Consider the following 15697-nt stretch of genomic DNA (forward strand, 5'->3'; position numbering starts at 1 on the left):
TCACTTCACCGGTTCCAGGAACTCCAGCCGGTTCCCCACCGGGTCGTGGCTGAAGAAGCGCCGGTGCCCCGGCAGGTCGCCGTCCCACAGCACCTGTGCGCCGTGCGCCTCCAGCCGGGCCGCGAACGCCTCGATGTCCGTGACGCGCAGCCCCGGGTGGGCCTTCCTCGCGGGGCGGAAATCGGGCTCGATGCCCAGATGGAGCTGGACCGGACCGGCCCTGAACCAGCAGCCGCCGCGGGACGCGAGCGCCGGGGGCTTGGCGGTCTCCGTCATGCCGAGGGTGTCCACGTAGTACGTGCGCAGCACGTCCTCCGAGCCTTCCGGGGCGGCCAGTTGGACGTGATCGACAGCGGCGATCATCACTTCTCCTTGCGTGCCACGGCGAAGACGCGGCGGAACGGGAAGACCGTGCCGTGCGGGCGTGCGGGGTAGGCGTCGCGCAGGAGGTCGCGGTATTCGGCGAGGAACGCCTCGCGCGCTTCGGGGTCGTCGGCCAGGGCGGTCAGGACGGGGCGCAGACCGGTGCCCTTCACCCAGTCGAGCACCGGGTCCTCGCCGGGCAGCAGATGCAGATACGTGGTCTCCCAGACGTCCGCCGTGATGCCGGGAGCCGTCAGCGCGTCGAGGTAGGCGGCGGGGGCGAGCACCGCGTCGGCGTGGCGCAGCTCGCCGCCCAGACGGTCGCGCCAGCGCGGGGACCCGGCGAGTTCCCGCATCAGGGCGTGGCTGGGCTGGTCGAAGTTGCCGGGGACCTGGAAGGCGAACGTCCCTCCGGGGGTGATGGCGTCCAGCCACGCGGGGAAGCGGGCGGTGTGGTCCGGGACCCACTGGAGCAGGGCGTTGGAGACGATCAGGTCGTACGGCTCGGCGGGGGTCCAGGTCGCGGCGTCGGCCTCGGCGAAGTCCAGGAGGGGGCCGGCGTGCTCGCGGGCCCGCTCCAGCATCTGCGGGGAGTTGTCGTAGCCGGTGACACGGGCCTGCGGCCAGCGGTCGGTGAGGAGGAGGGTGACGTTTCCCGCTCCGCAGCCGAGGTCGGCGATGCGGGGCGCGGGGGCGGACGGAGGCTCGGCGATACGGGCCAGGAGGTCGCGGAAGGGCCGGGTGCGATGGTCGGCGTGACGCAGGTACTGCTGCGGATCCCAGGTGGGTGAGTTCATGGGAGCAGGATCACGGAGAGATATCTTGATGTCAAGACACTTGAATTCAAGAGACTTCATGTCGACAGACCCTCTACACTGATCCACATGGAGGACGAGGTCGACCGACTGGTCGCTGCATGGCGCCGCGAGCGCCCCGACCTCGACGTGGAACCACTCGAGGTGCTCAGCCGCGTCTCCCGCCTGGCCCGCCATCTGGACCGGGCGCGCCGGATCGCCTTCTCGGAGCACGATCTGGAGCCGTGGGAGTTCGACGTACTGACCTCCCTGCGTCGCGCGGGCGCCCCCTACCAGCTCTCCCCGGGCCAGTTGCTGACCCAGACCCTGGTCACCTCGGGCACCATGACCAACCGTATCGACCGGCTGACCAAGAAGAACCTCGTCGAGCGGCTCCCCGACCCCAGTGACCGCCGCGGCGTGCTCGTCCGGCTCACCGCCGAGGGCCGCGACAAGGCCGACCAGTCGCTGGCCGGCCTGCTCGCCCAGGAACGCGCCATCCTGAGCCGGCTCTCCACCCAGCAGCGCACCGAACTGGCCGGACTGCTCCGCCGGTTGACCGCCCCGTTCGACAACATCCCGGGCTGAGGGCTGTCCCGTAACCCCTTGGCCGGCCAGGGTCCTTCGCTCGGATCACCCCGGCCTGACCGAACACGAGGCCCTCGGGCCCTTCGTCCGGATCAGGGGCGGACGGACCCCAGAAGCACCGGTTCCAGGTCGACCGGGCCGACACCCGCGCGCCGGGCCAGCGCGACCGCGGCCAGGGTGGAGTGCACGCCCAGCTTCCCCAGCACGTTCTGCATGTGTGTGCGCACCGTGTGCGGGGAGAGGAAGAGCCGCTCCGCCACCGCCTTGCGGCCCAGACCCGCCACCATGCAGCGCAGCACCTCGCGCTCGCGCGGGGTCAGCGACTCGACCAGCTGCTCGCTCTCGGTGCGGTGCTTGCGCGCCGCCGTCAGCTCCCGCAGCACGCCCGTGAGCAGGGCCGGGGGCAGATGTGTCTCGTCGCGCAGTACCCCCCGGACGACCGTGAGCAGCCGTTGCAGCGAGCAGTCCTTGGCGACCCAGCCCGAGGCCCCGGCCTGCAGCGCCAGCGCGGCGCGGGCCGGATCGTCCCTCTCGGCGAGCACCACCGTACGCACGGAGGGCCGGCCCGCACGGACCGCGGCGACCAGCGAGATGCCGTCCACCGGACCGTCCTCCCCGCTGCGGGGGGCCGGGACGGGTGCCGGGCGGCCTCTCGTCGAGGCCAGGATGCCCAGTTCGGCGTCGATCAGCATCACGTCGTAGCCGCGCCCCTCGGCGGCGGCCCGTTCCAGACACCGCAGCGCGGCGGGGCCACTGCCGGCCGCCGCCACGTCGACGTCCGGCTCGGCCGCGAGCGCCGCTGCGAGCGACTCGGCGAAAATTCGGTGGTCGTCCACCACGAGAACCCGGATACGAACCACAGGCACCCCCATGCCACCTCTGTTGCTGGGCCACCCCCGGCCCGCCGAAGGGACGGAACGGCGCGGGTACGGCCGCCCGGAGCGAGGAGTTGGACCGCAGCCCCACGGCCGCCGCCGTGTGTGCCGACTGCCACTCGCCCCGGGCGCCGTACCCGGCTGTCTCGTACCCCTGAATCAGCACCGGCCCCCACCGGTGCTGTCCATCAGCGTACGGCCGGACGGCCGGTGTGGAAGGCGATTCGCAGAACTGGCAGGGCCTGCTCCGTCGGGTGTGGTTCGTGTGCCGTCCCGGGACAGGAGTCACCGCCCAGGGTGCCTCAGATCCTGTCGGGTGGCCTCCGACCGGGCGGCCACACCCTGGGACGCACGCTTCCCGCGTCGTCGTCGGTCGCCGACGCTCCTTCCCCGAGCTCTCAGCCGCGTTCGAGCGGGGGAGACCTCATCCGACTCCCGCCCCCGCCTCGAAACCGCACGCACCGGACCACGCCCGCCATCCGGTCCGAGGCCACCCGACAGGCTCTCAGGCGAGGCGCCGGGCACCCGCCGACGGAACGGCGGGGAAGATCCGCGGTGCCGCGTACCCGGCCGAGGCGAACGCCTCCAGGACGGACTTGGCGACCGTGTCCGACTGCGCCTCGTCCACCAGCACGATCGCCGAGCCGCCGAAGCCGCCGCCGGTCATCCGGGCACCGAGCGCCCCGGCCTCGCCCGCGGCCGACACCACCAGGTCCAGCTCCGGGCAGGAGACCCGCAGATCGTCGCGGAGCGAGGCGTGCCCGGCGTCGAGGATCGGACCGGCCGCCCGGACGTCGCCCGCGTCGAGCAGCGCGATGACCCGCTCCACCCGCTCGTTGTCGCTGACCACATGGCGTACGTAGCGCACCACGGACTCGTCCGCACCGGCCTCGGTCAGGGTGTCCAGCGCCGCGCCGAGACCGTCGTACGGCAGCTCGCGCAGTGTGCGCAGGCCGAGCGCGGCGGCCCCCGCCTCGCAGCCGGCCCGCCGCTCCGCGTACGCGCCGTCGCCGAGCTCGTGCTTGACCCGGGTGTCGACGACCAGCAGCCGCAGCCCGTGGGCGGCCAGGTCGAACGGGACCTGGCGCTGGGTGAGGTCGCGGGTGTCGAGGTACAGCGCGTGGCCCTCGGTGCAGCAGGCGGAGGCCATCTGGTCCATGACCCCGCACGGCACGCCGACGAAGGCGTTCTCGGCCCGCTGGCCGATGACCGCCAGCTCCGGTGCGGAGAGCCCCAGTTCGAAGAGGTCGTTCAGGGCGAGCGCGGTGACGACTTCGAGCGCCGCGGAGGAGGAGAGTCCGGCGCCGGTGGGGACGGTGGAGGTCAGCTGGATGTCCGCCCCGGTGACCGGGTGACCGGCCTCGCGCAGCGCCCAGACGACACCGGCCGGGTACGCGGCCCAGCCGTGCCCCTGGTGCGGGGCCAGTTCGTCCACCCGGAGCCGGACGACTCCGCCGGGCACGTCGGCCGAGTGGAGCCGCAGCTCACCGTCGGTGCGGCGGGCGACGGCGGCGCGCGCGGTGTGGGGCAGCGCGAGCGGCATCACGAAGCCGTCGTTGAAGTCGGTGTACTCGCCTATCAGGTTGACGCGACCGGGTGCCGCCCAGACCCCCTCGGGGGCGCTCCCGTACAGCTCGGTGAAGACGGCGGTCGGCTCACTGTTCTCGGTCATGGGGCGGTGGGCTCCTCTCGGCGGGCGAACGTCCAGGCGTCGGAGACGATTCCGGTCAGGTCCGCGCGCGACGGCGCCCAGCCGAGCCGCTCCCTGGCGGTCGTGGCGGAGGCGACCAGCACCGCGGGGTCACCGGCGCGGCGCGGGGCCGCGGTCTCGGGGACGGGGTGGCCGGTGACCTCGCGGACGGTCTCGATGACCTCGCGGACCGAGAAGCCGTTGCCGTTGCCGAGGTTGCAGATCAGGTGCTCGCCGGCGGTGGCGGCGTCCAGGGCCAGCAGATGGGCCTCGGCGAGGTCGGCGACATGGATGTAGTCGCGGACGCAGGTGCCGTCGGGGGTCGGGTAGTCGTCGCCGTAGACGGAGATCGACTCGCGCTGCCCGAGGGCGACCTGGAGGACCAGCGGGACGAGGTGCGACTCGGGGCTGTGCCGCTCCCCGCAACTGCCGTACGCCCCGGCCACGTTGAAGTAGCGCAGCGAGACCGCGGCCAGTCCGTGCGCGGCCGCCTCGCCGGTGATCATGTGGTCGACGGCGAGCTTGGTGGCGCCGTAGGGGTTGGTGGGCGCGGTCGCGTCGGACTCGGTGATGGGGGTGGTGACCGGTTCGCCGTAGGTCGCGGCGGTGGAGGAGAAGACCAGGGTCCGCACGCCGGCGTCCCGCATCGCGGCGAGCAGCGCGACGGAACCGCCGACGTTGTTCACCCAGTACTTCTCCGGGTCCGCCACGGACTCGCCGACCTGTGAGTACGCGGCGAAGTGCAGCACCCCGTCGAAGGAGGCGTCCAGCCACTTCGCCGCGTCCTGGACGCGTCCCTCGATGAACTCGGCCCCGGCCGGGACGCCCTCCCGGAACCCGGTCGAGAGGTCGTCGAGGACGGTGACCGCGTGACCGGCCTCCAGCAGATGCTGGGCGACGACACTGCCGATGTATCCCGCGCCACCCGTGACCAGGTACTTCTTCTGGGGCTTGCTCACTCGCTCGCTACCTCTCGCAGTCGCTGGGCCGCGGCCTCCGGCGGCACATCGTTGATGAACACGTTCATGCCGGATTCGGAACCCGCGAGGAACTTCAGCTTGCCGGAGGTGCGTCGGATGGTGAAAAGCTCCAGATGGAGCCCGAAGTCCTCCCGTCCGGGGACACCGAACGGGGCCTGGTGCCAGGCCGAGATGTACGGGGTCGGCGGCTCGCCGGGGCCGAAGATCCGGTCGAATCGCCTCAAGAGTTCCAGATAGACCTGTGGGAATTCCATGCGCGCCGCCGTGTCGAGCTCGCGCAGGTCGGGGACGCGGCGGCGGGGGTGGAGATGGACCTCGTACGGCCAGTGCGCCGCGTACGGCACGAAGGCGATCCAGTGCTCGCCGTCGATGACGATCCGCGAGCCGTCCTTCTCCTCGCGGGCCACGACGTCGTCGAAGAGGTTGCGGCCGGTCTCGGCGCGGTGGGCCGCCATCGAACGGAACATCAGCTCGGTGCGCGGGGTGACGAAGGGGTATCCGTAGATCTGCCCGTGCGGATGACCGAGCGTGACGCCGATCTCGGCGCCCCGGTTCTCGAAGCAGAACACCTGCTTGATCTGGTCGAGCTCGGCGAGATCGGCGGTGCGGTCGGTCCATGCCTCCAGGACCAGGGCGGCCCGGTCCTCGGTGAGGTCGGCGAACGACGCGTCGTGGTCGGAGGTGAAGCAGACCACCTCGCAGCGGCCGGAGTCACCGGCGAGCGAGGGGAAGCGGTTCTCGAACACGGCGACGTCGTAGTCCGCGTCGGGGATCTCGCTCATCCGGCCGTCCCGCGAGGGGCAGAGCGGGCACTCGTCGGCCGGGGGGTGGTAGATGCGGCCCTGGCGGTGCGAGGCGATGGCGACGCTGTCGCCGAGGAACGGGTCGCGGCGGATCTCCGACGAGGTGGAGACGGCGTCGAGGGGGCGCCGGTCGACGGCATCGCGCACGACGTCGTCACGGCTGTCGTAGTAGAGCAGCTCCCGGCCGTCGGCGAGCGTCGTTACCGTCTTTTTCACCAGGCTCCTCCAAACATAACCAAACACAATGAATCACAAGTCAACAGGTGCGTCAATGAGTCGATCCCGGACGATGCCCCTGCACCCGCCTCCCGGCCCGGCGCCGCACGGCGGAACGGCTTCACCGCGAGTCGGCCTCAGCAGCGAGGCATCCCCTTCCCGCCGACCGGGGCCAGGCCTTCCGCACCACGGAGGGCGAGGGGCCCGGCCTCACCGAACGCCGGCCGGAGATCCGCAACAGGTGGACAGTCCGCACCGTCGGCGGTCCTGGCAGTCGTACTCATAGCGACGGTTGGCGCAGTATCGATCGACCGGACTCATGCTGCGGCCGGCCGTCGACGGGCGACCTGCCGTCGACGACGTGCAGCTCCGCCCTGTGTGTCGTCTCGAACCCGGGCCCGGTCGACGCCTCGCGTCACAACGGGCGTTCGGCTGTGCGCGAGTGGCGTTCAACGACTGCCGGCGGGCCCGGAAACAGGCCCGCGAACGGGGATCACCCGGTGCCGTCGGGCCCCTGTTCGCCGAGCGGCACCGCCCGGTCCAGCAGCCCCGTGCGGGCCGCGAGCGCCGCGGCCTCCAGCCGGGAACCGACGCCCAGCTTCATCAGCACCCGCTGCACATGCGTACGCGCGGTGCTGGACGCGATCCGCATCCCGGCCGCGATCAGCCGGGTGTCCTGGCCCTCGGCGACCCGCACCAGGACCTCGACCTCCCGCGGGGTGAGCAGCCGCAGCAGCCGCTGGCCCTCGTCGTCCGGTGCCGCGGCCGGATTGAGCAGTTCGGCGAAGGCGCCCTGGAGCAGTTGCGGCGCCACCGCGGCCTCTCCGGCACGCGCCTTGGCCATCGCCCGTTCGACGCCCTCCATCCGTTCGTCGTGACGGACGTAGCCCGCCGCGCCCGCCGCGAAGGCCGCCGCGATCCCGCGCGGGCTGGGAACCGGCCCGAGCACCACCACGGCCACCTGCGGGCGCTCCCGCCGGATCCGCACGATCGGGTCGAAGGCGCCGGGTTCGGCGGGGGCCGCGGTGCCGAACAGGCAGACCTCCGGGGCCCTGCTGACCACCAGTTCCGCCGCCCCCGTGGTCGGCGCCGCCGCCGCGAGCACCCGGTGGCCCCGCAGCTTCAGCGCCGAGGCGAGCGCCTCGGCGAGCAGTCGGTGATCATCGACCACCATGAGCCGCACGCCCATCGAGCACACCCCCCGTAGCACCGGAACCAGGCCCCCCGGCCCGTCCTGACCCGGCAAGCTACACGCTTGTTCGACGTTCCGGACCCGTTACCCGGCAGAAGACCCACGGAGTGTCGGATTATGTGCCATTCAGGGCTGTCCGGCAGGCGGAAAACGATCGGCCCTGCCGGTCGGATGATCGACCGGCAGGGCCGGGGTGCGGGTACCGCGCGAGGATCAGCCGGTGCCGAAGGCCACGGCCAGGTAGTCCTTGCCGCTCAAGGAGCTTCCCCTCGTCTTGCTGATCATCGTCTGGGAGATGAACAGCCGGCCGGCGGAGTAGAGCATCTCGGAGTAGTCCGACGAGAAGCTGCTCTCGGCATCGCGGGCGGACGCCTCGCCCGGGTTCTCCATCAACAGGGTCTGCTTGAAGGTGGAGCCGTCGATGGAGACGATCTGGCCGCCCTTGTCGTACGGGGGCGCCTTGTACGCGATGATGTTGCCGCCGTCCATGCGCAGCGGGAACATCGTGTAGCGGTCGCCCGCGTCGGCCCGGTCACTGGTCGGCTTGCCGGTGGTGAGGTCGAAGGAGACGATCTCGTTGGTGTCGCCGTAGTCGCCGCCGCCCTCGTGGTCCTCGGTCGGCACGTAGATGCGGTTGTTGCCGACGGCCACCTTCTGGCAGCTCTCGACCTCCGTGGACTGGCAGCGCGCGGCGTACTTCTCGCCGTCCGCCGCGATCCTGGTGAGCAGCTTCCCGGTGGAGGCGTCGATGGAGAAGAAGTCCGAGATTCCGCTGCCGTCACCGGCGGTGTCGCCGACGTCGGCCGCGACGACCAGCGGCTTGGTGGAGACGATGCTCGCGTAGTCGACACCGGGCGGCATCTTGTACGAGGAGAGCGGGGCACCGTTGGTCGGGTTCAGTGCCTGGACGACCAGCTGCGGGTCGTCGTACGTGCCGCACTTGCGGACGACGGCGAGCGCCTCGCCACCGGCGTAACCCATGTCGTAGCAGCCGTCGGCGGAGACCTTGGGCTTCCAGCGCTCGGCACCGGTGCCGAGGTCGAACGCCACACCGCCCTCGGATCCGGCCGCGGCGACCGTGGTGCCGCTGAGCGTGATCTCGTCGAACCTGACCGCCGCGTCACCGCTGGTGGCGGCGGTCACCGACTTGCTCCACATCATCTTGCCGGTGTTCAGGTCGATCACGCCGACCTGGTTGCACGGCTGGTACTTCTTTTCCTTGGTCGGTTTACCCTCCTCGAAGAGGACGGCCGTCTTGAAGTCCTTGGACATGTGCCGGGAAGCACCGCAGAGCTGGCCCGCCAGCGGGATGGACCACAGCTTGGTGCCCTTGGTCATGTCGTAGCCGACTATCTCGTTCAGGCCCGTCTTCACATACGTCTTGTCGGTGAGCCACGAACCGTCGACCTTGGTGACGTCGGTGACCTTCGGCTTCGGCAGCTGGAAGGTGATCCTGGACTTGGGGTCCGCCGGTGCCTTCTCCGTGCCGCCGCCGCCGGCGGTGCCGCCCTCTCCGCCGTCCTTGCCCTCGGAGGCGCCGCCGGACCGGGACGCCTGGCCCTTCTTGCCGTCGTCACCGCCGCTGGAGGCGAACCAGACGCCCCCGGCGACGATCAGGACCACGGCGACGGAGGCGGCGACGATGATCTGCATGCGGGTGGTGAACTTCTTGCCCCCGTTGCCGTTCCCGTTCTGGAGCGGCGGGTACTGCTGCTGCATCGGAGCGGTCTGATAGCCGTAGCCCTGCTGCGGCGGCTGACCGGGCGGCATGCCCTGCGGGAAGGCGTAGCCCTGCTGCGGCTGGCCGGGCACCGGCGCCTGCGGGTAGCCGTAACCCGGCTGCGGGGGGCCCTGCGGATAGCCGTAGCCCGGCTGCGGGGCCTGCGGGTAGCCGTAACCGGGGCCCGGCTGCTGCGGCGGGCCCGCGGACGGCGGGGTGTTGGCGGGCGGCGGGGTCTGCGGGGCGCCGAATCCGCCCGCGGGCGGGGTGGCCGGCTGCTGGCCGAACGGGCCGGCGGGCGGCTGGGTCTGCGGGGCGCCGAACCCGCCCGGCGGGGGATCCTGCGGGGCGCCGAACCCGCCCGGCGGAGGGTCCTGCGGGGCGCCGAATCCACCCGCTGGGGGGTCCTGCGGGGCGCCGAATCCACCCGGCGGGCGGTCCTGCGGGGCGCCGGACCCGCCCTGGGGCGGCTGCTCGTTGGGCGGCTGGGGCGGCTGCGTCATGGCGTACGTACCTCTGGGGGAAGGGAGTAGGTGGGTCGGGGCCGGCAGCGGTCGGGGGTGTTCCGGCCGCTGCCGGTCGTGAGCCGTCGGGCGCCGAGGGGCGGGCGCCGTCGAAGGCCTGCGTGAGCCGTCACTTGCCGAAGGCCATCATGGTCTTCGTCTCCAGCTCTTCCTGGTCGTTCCGCGCGCTGACCCGTCCGCTCAGGATGAAGGAACGGCCGTCCGCGTAGGCGATCTTGGTGTTGTAGAAGGAGTTCTCGATCTGGGACGTCGACTCGGGGTGCTTCAGCAGCATCTGCACCGTGCCGCCGGTCGGTGCGAGGGTGGCGATCCCGCCGCCCTTGTTGTATCCGGCCTTCACGTAGAGCAGCACGTTGCCGCCCTCCATGCGCAGCGGCTTCACCACGCGCCCGGCCGGGGCGGCGGCCTTCCACTTGGACCGGCCGGTGTTCAGGTCGAACGCCACGACCTTGTTCGTGTCGGTGCTGCCGCCGGAGTCCGGCGCGGTCGACATGTAGAAGGTGTTGGCGTCGGCGGCGACACCGGTGCAATCGTCCAGGGACTTGCCGAAGACGGCGAAGGTGTTACCGCAGTCCGGCGCGAACTTGTCGCCCTTGTCGCTGACGACGCCGGACCGGAACGAGCCGTTCTCCTTGAGCGCGAGGATGCTCCACGACTTGTCCTTCTTCAGCGAGACCACCAGCGGGCTCACCGAGTAGACCCGGTCGATCTCCGATCCGCGCTTGATCCGGTACGTCCACCGAGGCTTCCCCGTGACCGGGTCGATCTCCTGAATCTGGTGCTGGGGATTGTCGACGTCGTCGGTGCGGCACCTGGAGGCGGCGATCAGCTTGGCTCCGCCCGCGAAGGCGAACGGCTGGCAGTCGCCCGGCTGGTTGCCGAACAGTTCCTTGCCGTCGCTGACCCGGAAGCCGTTGGAGTTGCCGGTGCGCCCGACCGCCACGGTGTCACCGCTGATGGTGAGCGAGATGTCCGACATCATGTCCAAGATGCCGTTCTTCTTGATCGACTTCTTCCAGCCGACCGTGCCGGTGTTGAGGTCGATCATCTGGAGGTCCGCGCAGTCCGCCTTGTCGGTGGTGCCGTTCTCGACCCCGATGACGATCTTTCCGTCGGCGGTGGTCTGCGAGGGCGCCGCGCACAGGTCGGCGGGCAGCTTCAGCTTCCACTTCAACTTGCCGTCGGCCACCGAGTAGCCGGCGACGGTGCGGTACATGCCCTTGACGATCGTGTCGCCGACGACCCACGGGCCGTACACGTCCGAGCCGTAGCGCGGCAGGTCGACATCGTTCTTCTGCAGCCAGAGAACCTTCGCCTCGCCCTTCTGGCGACCGGCGTTGAGGTCGTCGTCGGTCTGGCGGCCGTCGCCCTTGCCGTCGCCCTCGTTGACGGACGGTGAGCTGCTCGGCTCGGCGTCGCCGCTCTTCTGCGCGACGGGCTTCTTGTCGTCGCCCCCGTTCGTGGCGAGGAAGACGCCGCCGCCCATCACCAGGAGCGCGGCGGCGGCGGCGCCGATCACCAGCGCGGGCTTGCGCTTGAAGAGGTTGCCACCGCCCGGTCCGCCGGGCCCGCCCGGACCGCCGGGGGCCGGTGCGCCGGGGTACTGCTGCTGCGGGTAGCCGTAACCGGGCTGCGTCGGCTGATCGTACGGGCCGGGCTGCTGACCGTACGGCCCGGGCTGCTGGGAGTAGGGCCCCGGCTGCTGGGCATAGGGACCGGGCTGCTGACCGTACGGGCCGGGCTGCTGGGGGTAGCCGTAACCGGGGGCCTGGCCCGGCGCCTGACCGGGCGTCTGCGGGTGACCGTAACCGGACTGGGCGGGCGGCGGGGTCTGCGGAGCCGGTGGGGTCTGCGGCGCGGGCGGGGTCTGCGGCGGGCCCTGGGGCGGCTGAGGACTTCCCGGTGGCGGCTCCTGAGGTGCGCCGAAGCCTCCCTGCGGCGGTTGCTGGCTGGGCGGCTGGGTCATCAGCACGTCCCCCTTCGTGCGGTCCGGTGCCCGTTCCGGTCTCCCCCGCGATTCCGCAGGGCTCGAAGGGGTCCGCCAAGACCCCCCTGAACTCCACGGAAAGGAGCGAATCGGGCATGGATCCCGCAGTGTTACGACAGTCGAGCGGGGCTTCTTTGTACCACCCGCAACACCCCGCCCACCGGGCCGGTCCATCCCCCGTTCCCAAGGGAGAACCGGCCTGTGATGCCGCCGTTACGCCTCGGACCGTCAGTTGCCGAAGCCCACGATCGACTTCATCGACTTCTCCGCCTCGTCGTCGATCCCGCTGATCCTCGCCTGCACGAGGAAACTGCGCCCGTTCACGTAGGCGACCCGGGAAAGGGAGAAGTCCCTCTCGACCGCGGCGGCCGCCGCCGGGTGCCTCAGCACCATCTGCGGCGTACCGCCCGTGGGCGGGAGGGACGCGATACCACCGCCCTTGTTCTTCTCCGCCGCCACATACATCAACGGCCTGCCGCCCTCCACCCGCATCGGCATCATGGTCTGTCCGGCCGGCGCCGCGGCCTTCCACTTGGTCCGACCGGTGTTCAGGTCGAAGGCCACGACCTTGTTGGTGGGACGGTGAGCCGCCGGGTCGGGCTTCGTCGCCAGGTAGACCGCCCGGTCGTCGGCCGCCACGCCGAGGCAGTTGTCGAGACTCATGCCGTCGGTGAGCAGGTCCTCGTCGCACTCCGTCACGTAGTCCTCGGTGCCACCGACCAGTTGGGAACGGTAGGTGCCGTTCTCGTTGAGCACGACGATGGCCCACTTGTCGTCCTGCTTGAGTGAGACGACCGGTGGGCTCGCCGAGTAGAACTGCGCGACCTGCCAGCCCTTCTTGACCTGGTACGTCCACTGGACCTTGCCGGTGGCCGGATCGATCCGCTGCACCTGCTGTTCCTTGTGGTCGTCGGCCGCCGTCTGACAGCTGGTGGCGGCGATCCCCTCGGGACCGCTCGCGAAGCCGAACGGCTGGCAGTTCCCCGGCAGTTCGCCCCAGAGCACCTTGCCGTCACCGACCCGGAAGGCATCCGTCCTGCTGGTGCGTCCCACGGTCACGGTGTCGCCGTTGATCGCCATCGCGACGTGGGAGAGCGCGTCCCAGGCGCTCTGGCGCCTGTAGGTCTTGTGCCAGCCGGGCTTGCCGGTCGTGAGGTCGACCATCTGGAGCGCGTCGCAGGACGCCTGATCCCCGTTGCCGGACTTGATCCCGAGGACGATCTTGCCGTCGGCGGTGGCCTGCGAGGGTGCCGCGCACAGTTCCGACGGCATGCGAAGGCTCCACTTCTGGCCACCGTCGGTGACCGAGTAACCGGAGAGCGTGTGGAACATGCCCTTGACGATGGTGTCACCGACGATCCAGGGACCGTACACGTCCGAGCCGTTGCGCGGCAGATCGACGCCGCCCTCCTGGAGCCAGAGAACCTTCGCGTCGCCCTTCCGGCGCCCGGCGTTGAGCGCGTCGGCCTCCGCGCGGAGGTCGCGCGGGGACGGACTCGGCTCCCCGGCCTTGCCGTTGCCTCCGTCGCCGGTGGGGCCCGGTCCGGGACCGGTGCTCTCCTTCGCCGTGGGTTTCGGCTCGTCACCGCCGCTCCCGGCGAACCAGATGCCGCCGCCGGCCAGCAGCACCACCGCGAGCACGCCACCGATGACCGCCCCGCGCCGCCGCCGGAAGAACCCTCCGCCGCCGGGCCCCGGCTGCGGCTGCGGGCCGAATCCGGGCTGCGGCTGCGGCGGGTGGCCGTAGGGGCCGGGCTGCGCGGGGGCGTTGTACGGTCCCAGCTGCGCGGGGGCGTTGTACGGACCCGGCTGCGGAACGCCGTACGGCCCCGGCTGTGCGGGCGCGCCGTACGGGCCCGGGGCCTGGCCGGGCGGCGGCGGCGGCGCGGAGCCGTACCCGGGTGGTGACGGGGGCGGCTGAACCGGCGCCGGCGGCGGATCGTACGGAGCCCCGAAGCCCCCCTGCGGCGGTTGCTGGCCGGGCGGCTGGGTCATCAGCACGTCCCCCTTCGTGCGGACCGGTCCGGCATCTGCACCTGCGCCGGGCGAGCGTTCTTTCTATCACCCGCCCCGCAGGCCACACCGGTCACACAGGTCGCACCGAAAGCGCCTCAGCTATCAGGCCTCCTCGGCCAGTTCCAGCCAGCGCATCTCCAACTCGTCGCGTTCGGCGACCAGTTCACGCAGCTCCGCGTCCAGCTTCGCCACCTTCTCGAAGTCCGTGGCGTGCTCCGCGATCTGCGCGTGCAGCGTGGTCTCCCGGGTCGAGATCTTGTCGAGCTGCCGTTCCACCTTCTGGAGTTCCTTCTTCGCCGCACGTGCGGCCTGCGGGGAGACGGCCGCGACCGGCGCGGTCTTCTCCTTGGCCGCGGCGGGTGCGGCGGAGGGGGTCGCCGCCTCCTCCATCCGCTGCCTGCGCTCCAGGTACTCGTCGATCCCGCGCGGCAGCATCCGCAGTGCGCGGTCGCCGAGCAGCGCCATCACCCGGTCCGTGGTCCGCTCGATGAAGAACCGGTCGTGCGAGATCACGATCATCGATCCGGGCCAGCCGTCGAGGAGGTCCTCCAGCTGGGTCAGGGTCTCGATGTCGAGGTCGTTGGTGGGCTCGTCGAGGAAGAGGACGTTCGGCTCGTCCATCAGCAGGCGCAGGATCTGGAGCCTGCGCCGCTCGCCGCCGGAGAGGTCGCCCACCGGGGTCCACTGCTTCTCCTTCGAGAAGCCGAACTGCTCGCAGAGCTGCCCCGCGGTCATCTCCCGGCCCTTGCCCAGGTCGACCCGGTCCCGTACCTGCTGAACCGCTTCCAGCACCCGCAGGTTCGGGTCGAGTTCGTGGACCTCCTGGGAGAGGTAGGCCAGCTTGACCGTCTTGCCGACGACGATGTTCCCGGCGGCGGGCTGCGTCTCGCCCTGGGTACGGGCGGCCTCGGCGAGGGCCCGCAGCAGCGAGGTCTTGCCCGCGCCGTTGACCCCGACCAGACCGATCCGGTCACCGGGGCCGAGCTGCCAGGTGAGATGGGTGAGCAGCGTCTTGGGACCCGCCTGGACGGTCACGTCCTCCAGGTCGAAGACGGTCTTGCCGAGCCGCGCGTTGGCGAACTTCATCAGCTCGCTGGTGTCGCGCGGCGGCGGCACGTCGGCGATCAGTTCGTTGGCCGCCTCGATGCGGTAGCGCGGCTTGGAGGTACGGGCGGGGGCGCCGCGGCGCAGCCAGGCGAGCTCCTTGCGCATCAGGTTCTGCCGCTTGGACTCCTCGGTCGCGGCGATCCGCTCCCGCTCGGCCCGTGCGAAGACGTAGTCGCTGTAACCGCCCTCGTACTCGTGGACCGTGCCGCGCTGGACGTCCCACATGCGCGTGCAGACCTGGTCGAGGAACCAGCGGTCGTGGGTGACGCAGACGAGCGCCGAGCGGCGTGCCCGCAGATGGCCGGCCAGCCAGGAGATGCCCTCGACGTCGAGGTGGTTGGTCGGCTCGTCGAGGACGATCAGGTCCTGCTCGGCGATGAGCAGCTTGGCCAGCGCGATCCGGCGCCGCTCGCCGCCGGACAGTGGCGCGATGACGGTGTCCAGGCCGTGCTCGAAGCCCGGCAGCGCCAGCCCGCCGAAGAGTCCGGTGAGCACGTCACGGATCTTGGCGCTGCCCGCCCACTCGTGGTCGGCGAGGTCGCCGATCACCTCGTGGCGGATGGTCGCCTCCGGGTCCAGCGAGTCGTGCTGCGTCAGCACGCCGAGGCGCAGCCCGCCGCTGTGGGTGACCCGGCCGCTGTCCGCCTCCTCCAGCCTGGCGAGCATCCGGATGAGGGTCGTCTTGCCGTCGCCGTTGCGGCCCACGACACCGATCCGGTCCCCCTCGGACACCCCGAGGGACACACCGTCGAGCAGGGCACGGGTGCCGTACACCTTGCTGACCTGCTCGACATTGATCAGATTGACGGCCATTTCGCTCCTGCTCCCGGGGGATCGATCGG

The 15697-nt window shown here is 71.3% G+C and carries 12 protein-coding genes; 1 reads left to right on the forward strand and 11 read right to left on the reverse strand.

Translation table 11 applies throughout. The features are described 5' to 3' along the window. Positions 1–363 carry a VOC family protein gene (locus ACIQCZ_RS19950; RefSeq protein WP_402283762.1) on the reverse strand — a complete coding sequence of 121 codons (363 nt, stop codon included), beginning with the start codon at positions 361–363 and terminating at the stop codon, positions 1–3. Then, a complete protein-coding gene (locus ACIQCZ_RS19955) occupies positions 363–1160 on the reverse strand; it encodes a trans-aconitate 2-methyltransferase (RefSeq protein ID WP_402283764.1) in 798 nt (265 codons plus the stop codon). The genes ACIQCZ_RS19950 and ACIQCZ_RS19955 overlap by 1 nt, the downstream gene beginning before the upstream one ends. Positions 1161–1247: 87 nt before the next feature. Here ACIQCZ_RS19955 and ACIQCZ_RS19960 point away from each other — a divergent pair, with 87 nt between their 5' ends. Then, a complete protein-coding gene (locus ACIQCZ_RS19960; protein ID WP_402283765.1) occupies positions 1248–1745 on the forward strand; it encodes a MarR family winged helix-turn-helix transcriptional regulator in 498 nt (165 codons plus the stop codon). A 92-nt stretch (positions 1746–1837) separates the two neighbouring features. Here ACIQCZ_RS19960 and ACIQCZ_RS19965 read toward each other — a convergent pair whose 3' ends face one another. The 9 genes from ACIQCZ_RS19965 to ACIQCZ_RS20005 form a co-directional block, all read right to left on the reverse strand. After that, positions 1838–2605 (reverse strand): LuxR C-terminal-related transcriptional regulator, encoded by a 768-nt coding sequence (locus tag ACIQCZ_RS19965; RefSeq protein WP_402284172.1) that lies wholly within the window; start codon positions 2603–2605, stop codon positions 1838–1840. Between the two features lie 520 nt (positions 2606–3125). Further along, the gene (galK, locus tag ACIQCZ_RS19970; protein ID WP_402283767.1) at positions 3126–4292 is read right to left on the reverse strand and encodes a galactokinase; all 1167 of its coding nucleotides are present in this window, start codon (positions 4290–4292) and stop codon (positions 3126–3128) included. Further along, positions 4289–5269: a UDP-glucose 4-epimerase GalE gene (galE, locus tag ACIQCZ_RS19975; protein WP_402283769.1), complete on the reverse strand. Its 981-nt coding sequence runs from the start codon at positions 5267–5269 to the stop codon at positions 4289–4291. The genes galK and galE overlap by 4 nt, the downstream gene beginning before the upstream one ends. Continuing rightward, complete coding sequence (gene galT / locus ACIQCZ_RS19980; protein ID WP_402283771.1) at positions 5266–6309, reverse strand: galactose-1-phosphate uridylyltransferase; 1044 nt, start codon at positions 6307–6309, stop codon at positions 5266–5268. Before galT ends, galE begins: the two co-directional genes overlap by 4 nt. Positions 6310–6802: 493 nt before the next feature. Next, positions 6803–7498 (reverse strand): LuxR C-terminal-related transcriptional regulator, encoded by a 696-nt coding sequence (locus ACIQCZ_RS19985; protein ID WP_351084749.1) that lies wholly within the window; start codon positions 7496–7498, stop codon positions 6803–6805. Positions 7499–7714: 216 nt separating this feature from the next. Further along, a complete protein-coding gene (locus tag ACIQCZ_RS19990; protein ID WP_402283772.1) occupies positions 7715–9724 on the reverse strand; it encodes a PQQ-binding-like beta-propeller repeat protein in 2010 nt (669 codons plus the stop codon). Positions 9725–9854: 130 nt separating this feature from the next. Continuing rightward, a complete protein-coding gene (locus ACIQCZ_RS19995) occupies positions 9855–11711 on the reverse strand; it encodes a PQQ-binding-like beta-propeller repeat protein (RefSeq protein ID WP_402283774.1) in 1857 nt (618 codons plus the stop codon). Positions 11712–11960: 249 nt separating this feature from the next. Continuing rightward, entirely contained in the window at positions 11961–13727 is a 1767-nt protein-coding gene (locus ACIQCZ_RS20000; protein ID WP_402283776.1) for a PQQ-binding-like beta-propeller repeat protein, read from the reverse strand. A 123-nt stretch (positions 13728–13850) separates the two neighbouring features. After that, complete coding sequence (locus tag ACIQCZ_RS20005) at positions 13851–15668, reverse strand: ABC-F family ATP-binding cassette domain-containing protein (RefSeq protein ID WP_402283778.1); 1818 nt, start codon at positions 15666–15668, stop codon at positions 13851–13853. Positions 15669–15697: the final 29 nt, after the last annotated feature.

The organism is Streptomyces sp. NPDC093149, assembly GCF_044754145.1.
Classification (GTDB): domain Bacteria; phylum Actinomycetota; class Actinomycetes; order Streptomycetales; family Streptomycetaceae; genus Streptomyces.

What these genes read in the sequence shown, in the direction of transcription:
- galK (WP_402283767.1), bottom strand. Translation starts at nt 4,292, where the DNA reads ATGACCGAGAACAGTGAGCCGACCGCCGTCTTCACCGAGCTGTACGGG.
- ACIQCZ_RS19960 (WP_402283765.1), top strand. Translation starts at nt 1,248, where the DNA reads ATGGAGGACGAGGTCGACCGACTGGTCGCTGCATGGCGCCGCGAGCGC.
- ACIQCZ_RS19985 (WP_351084749.1), bottom strand. Translation starts at nt 7,498, where the DNA reads ATGGGCGTGCGGCTCATGGTGGTCGATGATCACCGACTGCTCGCCGAG.
- ACIQCZ_RS19990 (WP_402283772.1), bottom strand. Translation starts at nt 9,724, where the DNA reads ATGACGCAGCCGCCCCAGCCGCCCAACGAGCAGCCGCCCCAGGGCGGG.
- ACIQCZ_RS20005 (WP_402283778.1), bottom strand. Translation starts at nt 15,668, where the DNA reads ATGGCCGTCAATCTGATCAATGTCGAGCAGGTCAGCAAGGTGTACGGC.
- ACIQCZ_RS20000 (WP_402283776.1), bottom strand. Translation starts at nt 13,727, where the DNA reads ATGACCCAGCCGCCCGGCCAGCAACCGCCGCAGGGGGGCTTCGGGGCT.
- ACIQCZ_RS19955 (WP_402283764.1), bottom strand. Translation starts at nt 1,160, where the DNA reads ATGAACTCACCCACCTGGGATCCGCAGCAGTACCTGCGTCACGCCGAC.
- ACIQCZ_RS19950 (WP_402283762.1), bottom strand. Translation starts at nt 363, where the DNA reads ATGATCGCCGCTGTCGATCACGTCCAACTGGCCGCCCCGGAAGGCTCG.
- ACIQCZ_RS19995 (WP_402283774.1), bottom strand. Translation starts at nt 11,711, where the DNA reads ATGACCCAGCCGCCCAGCCAGCAACCGCCGCAGGGAGGCTTCGGCGCA.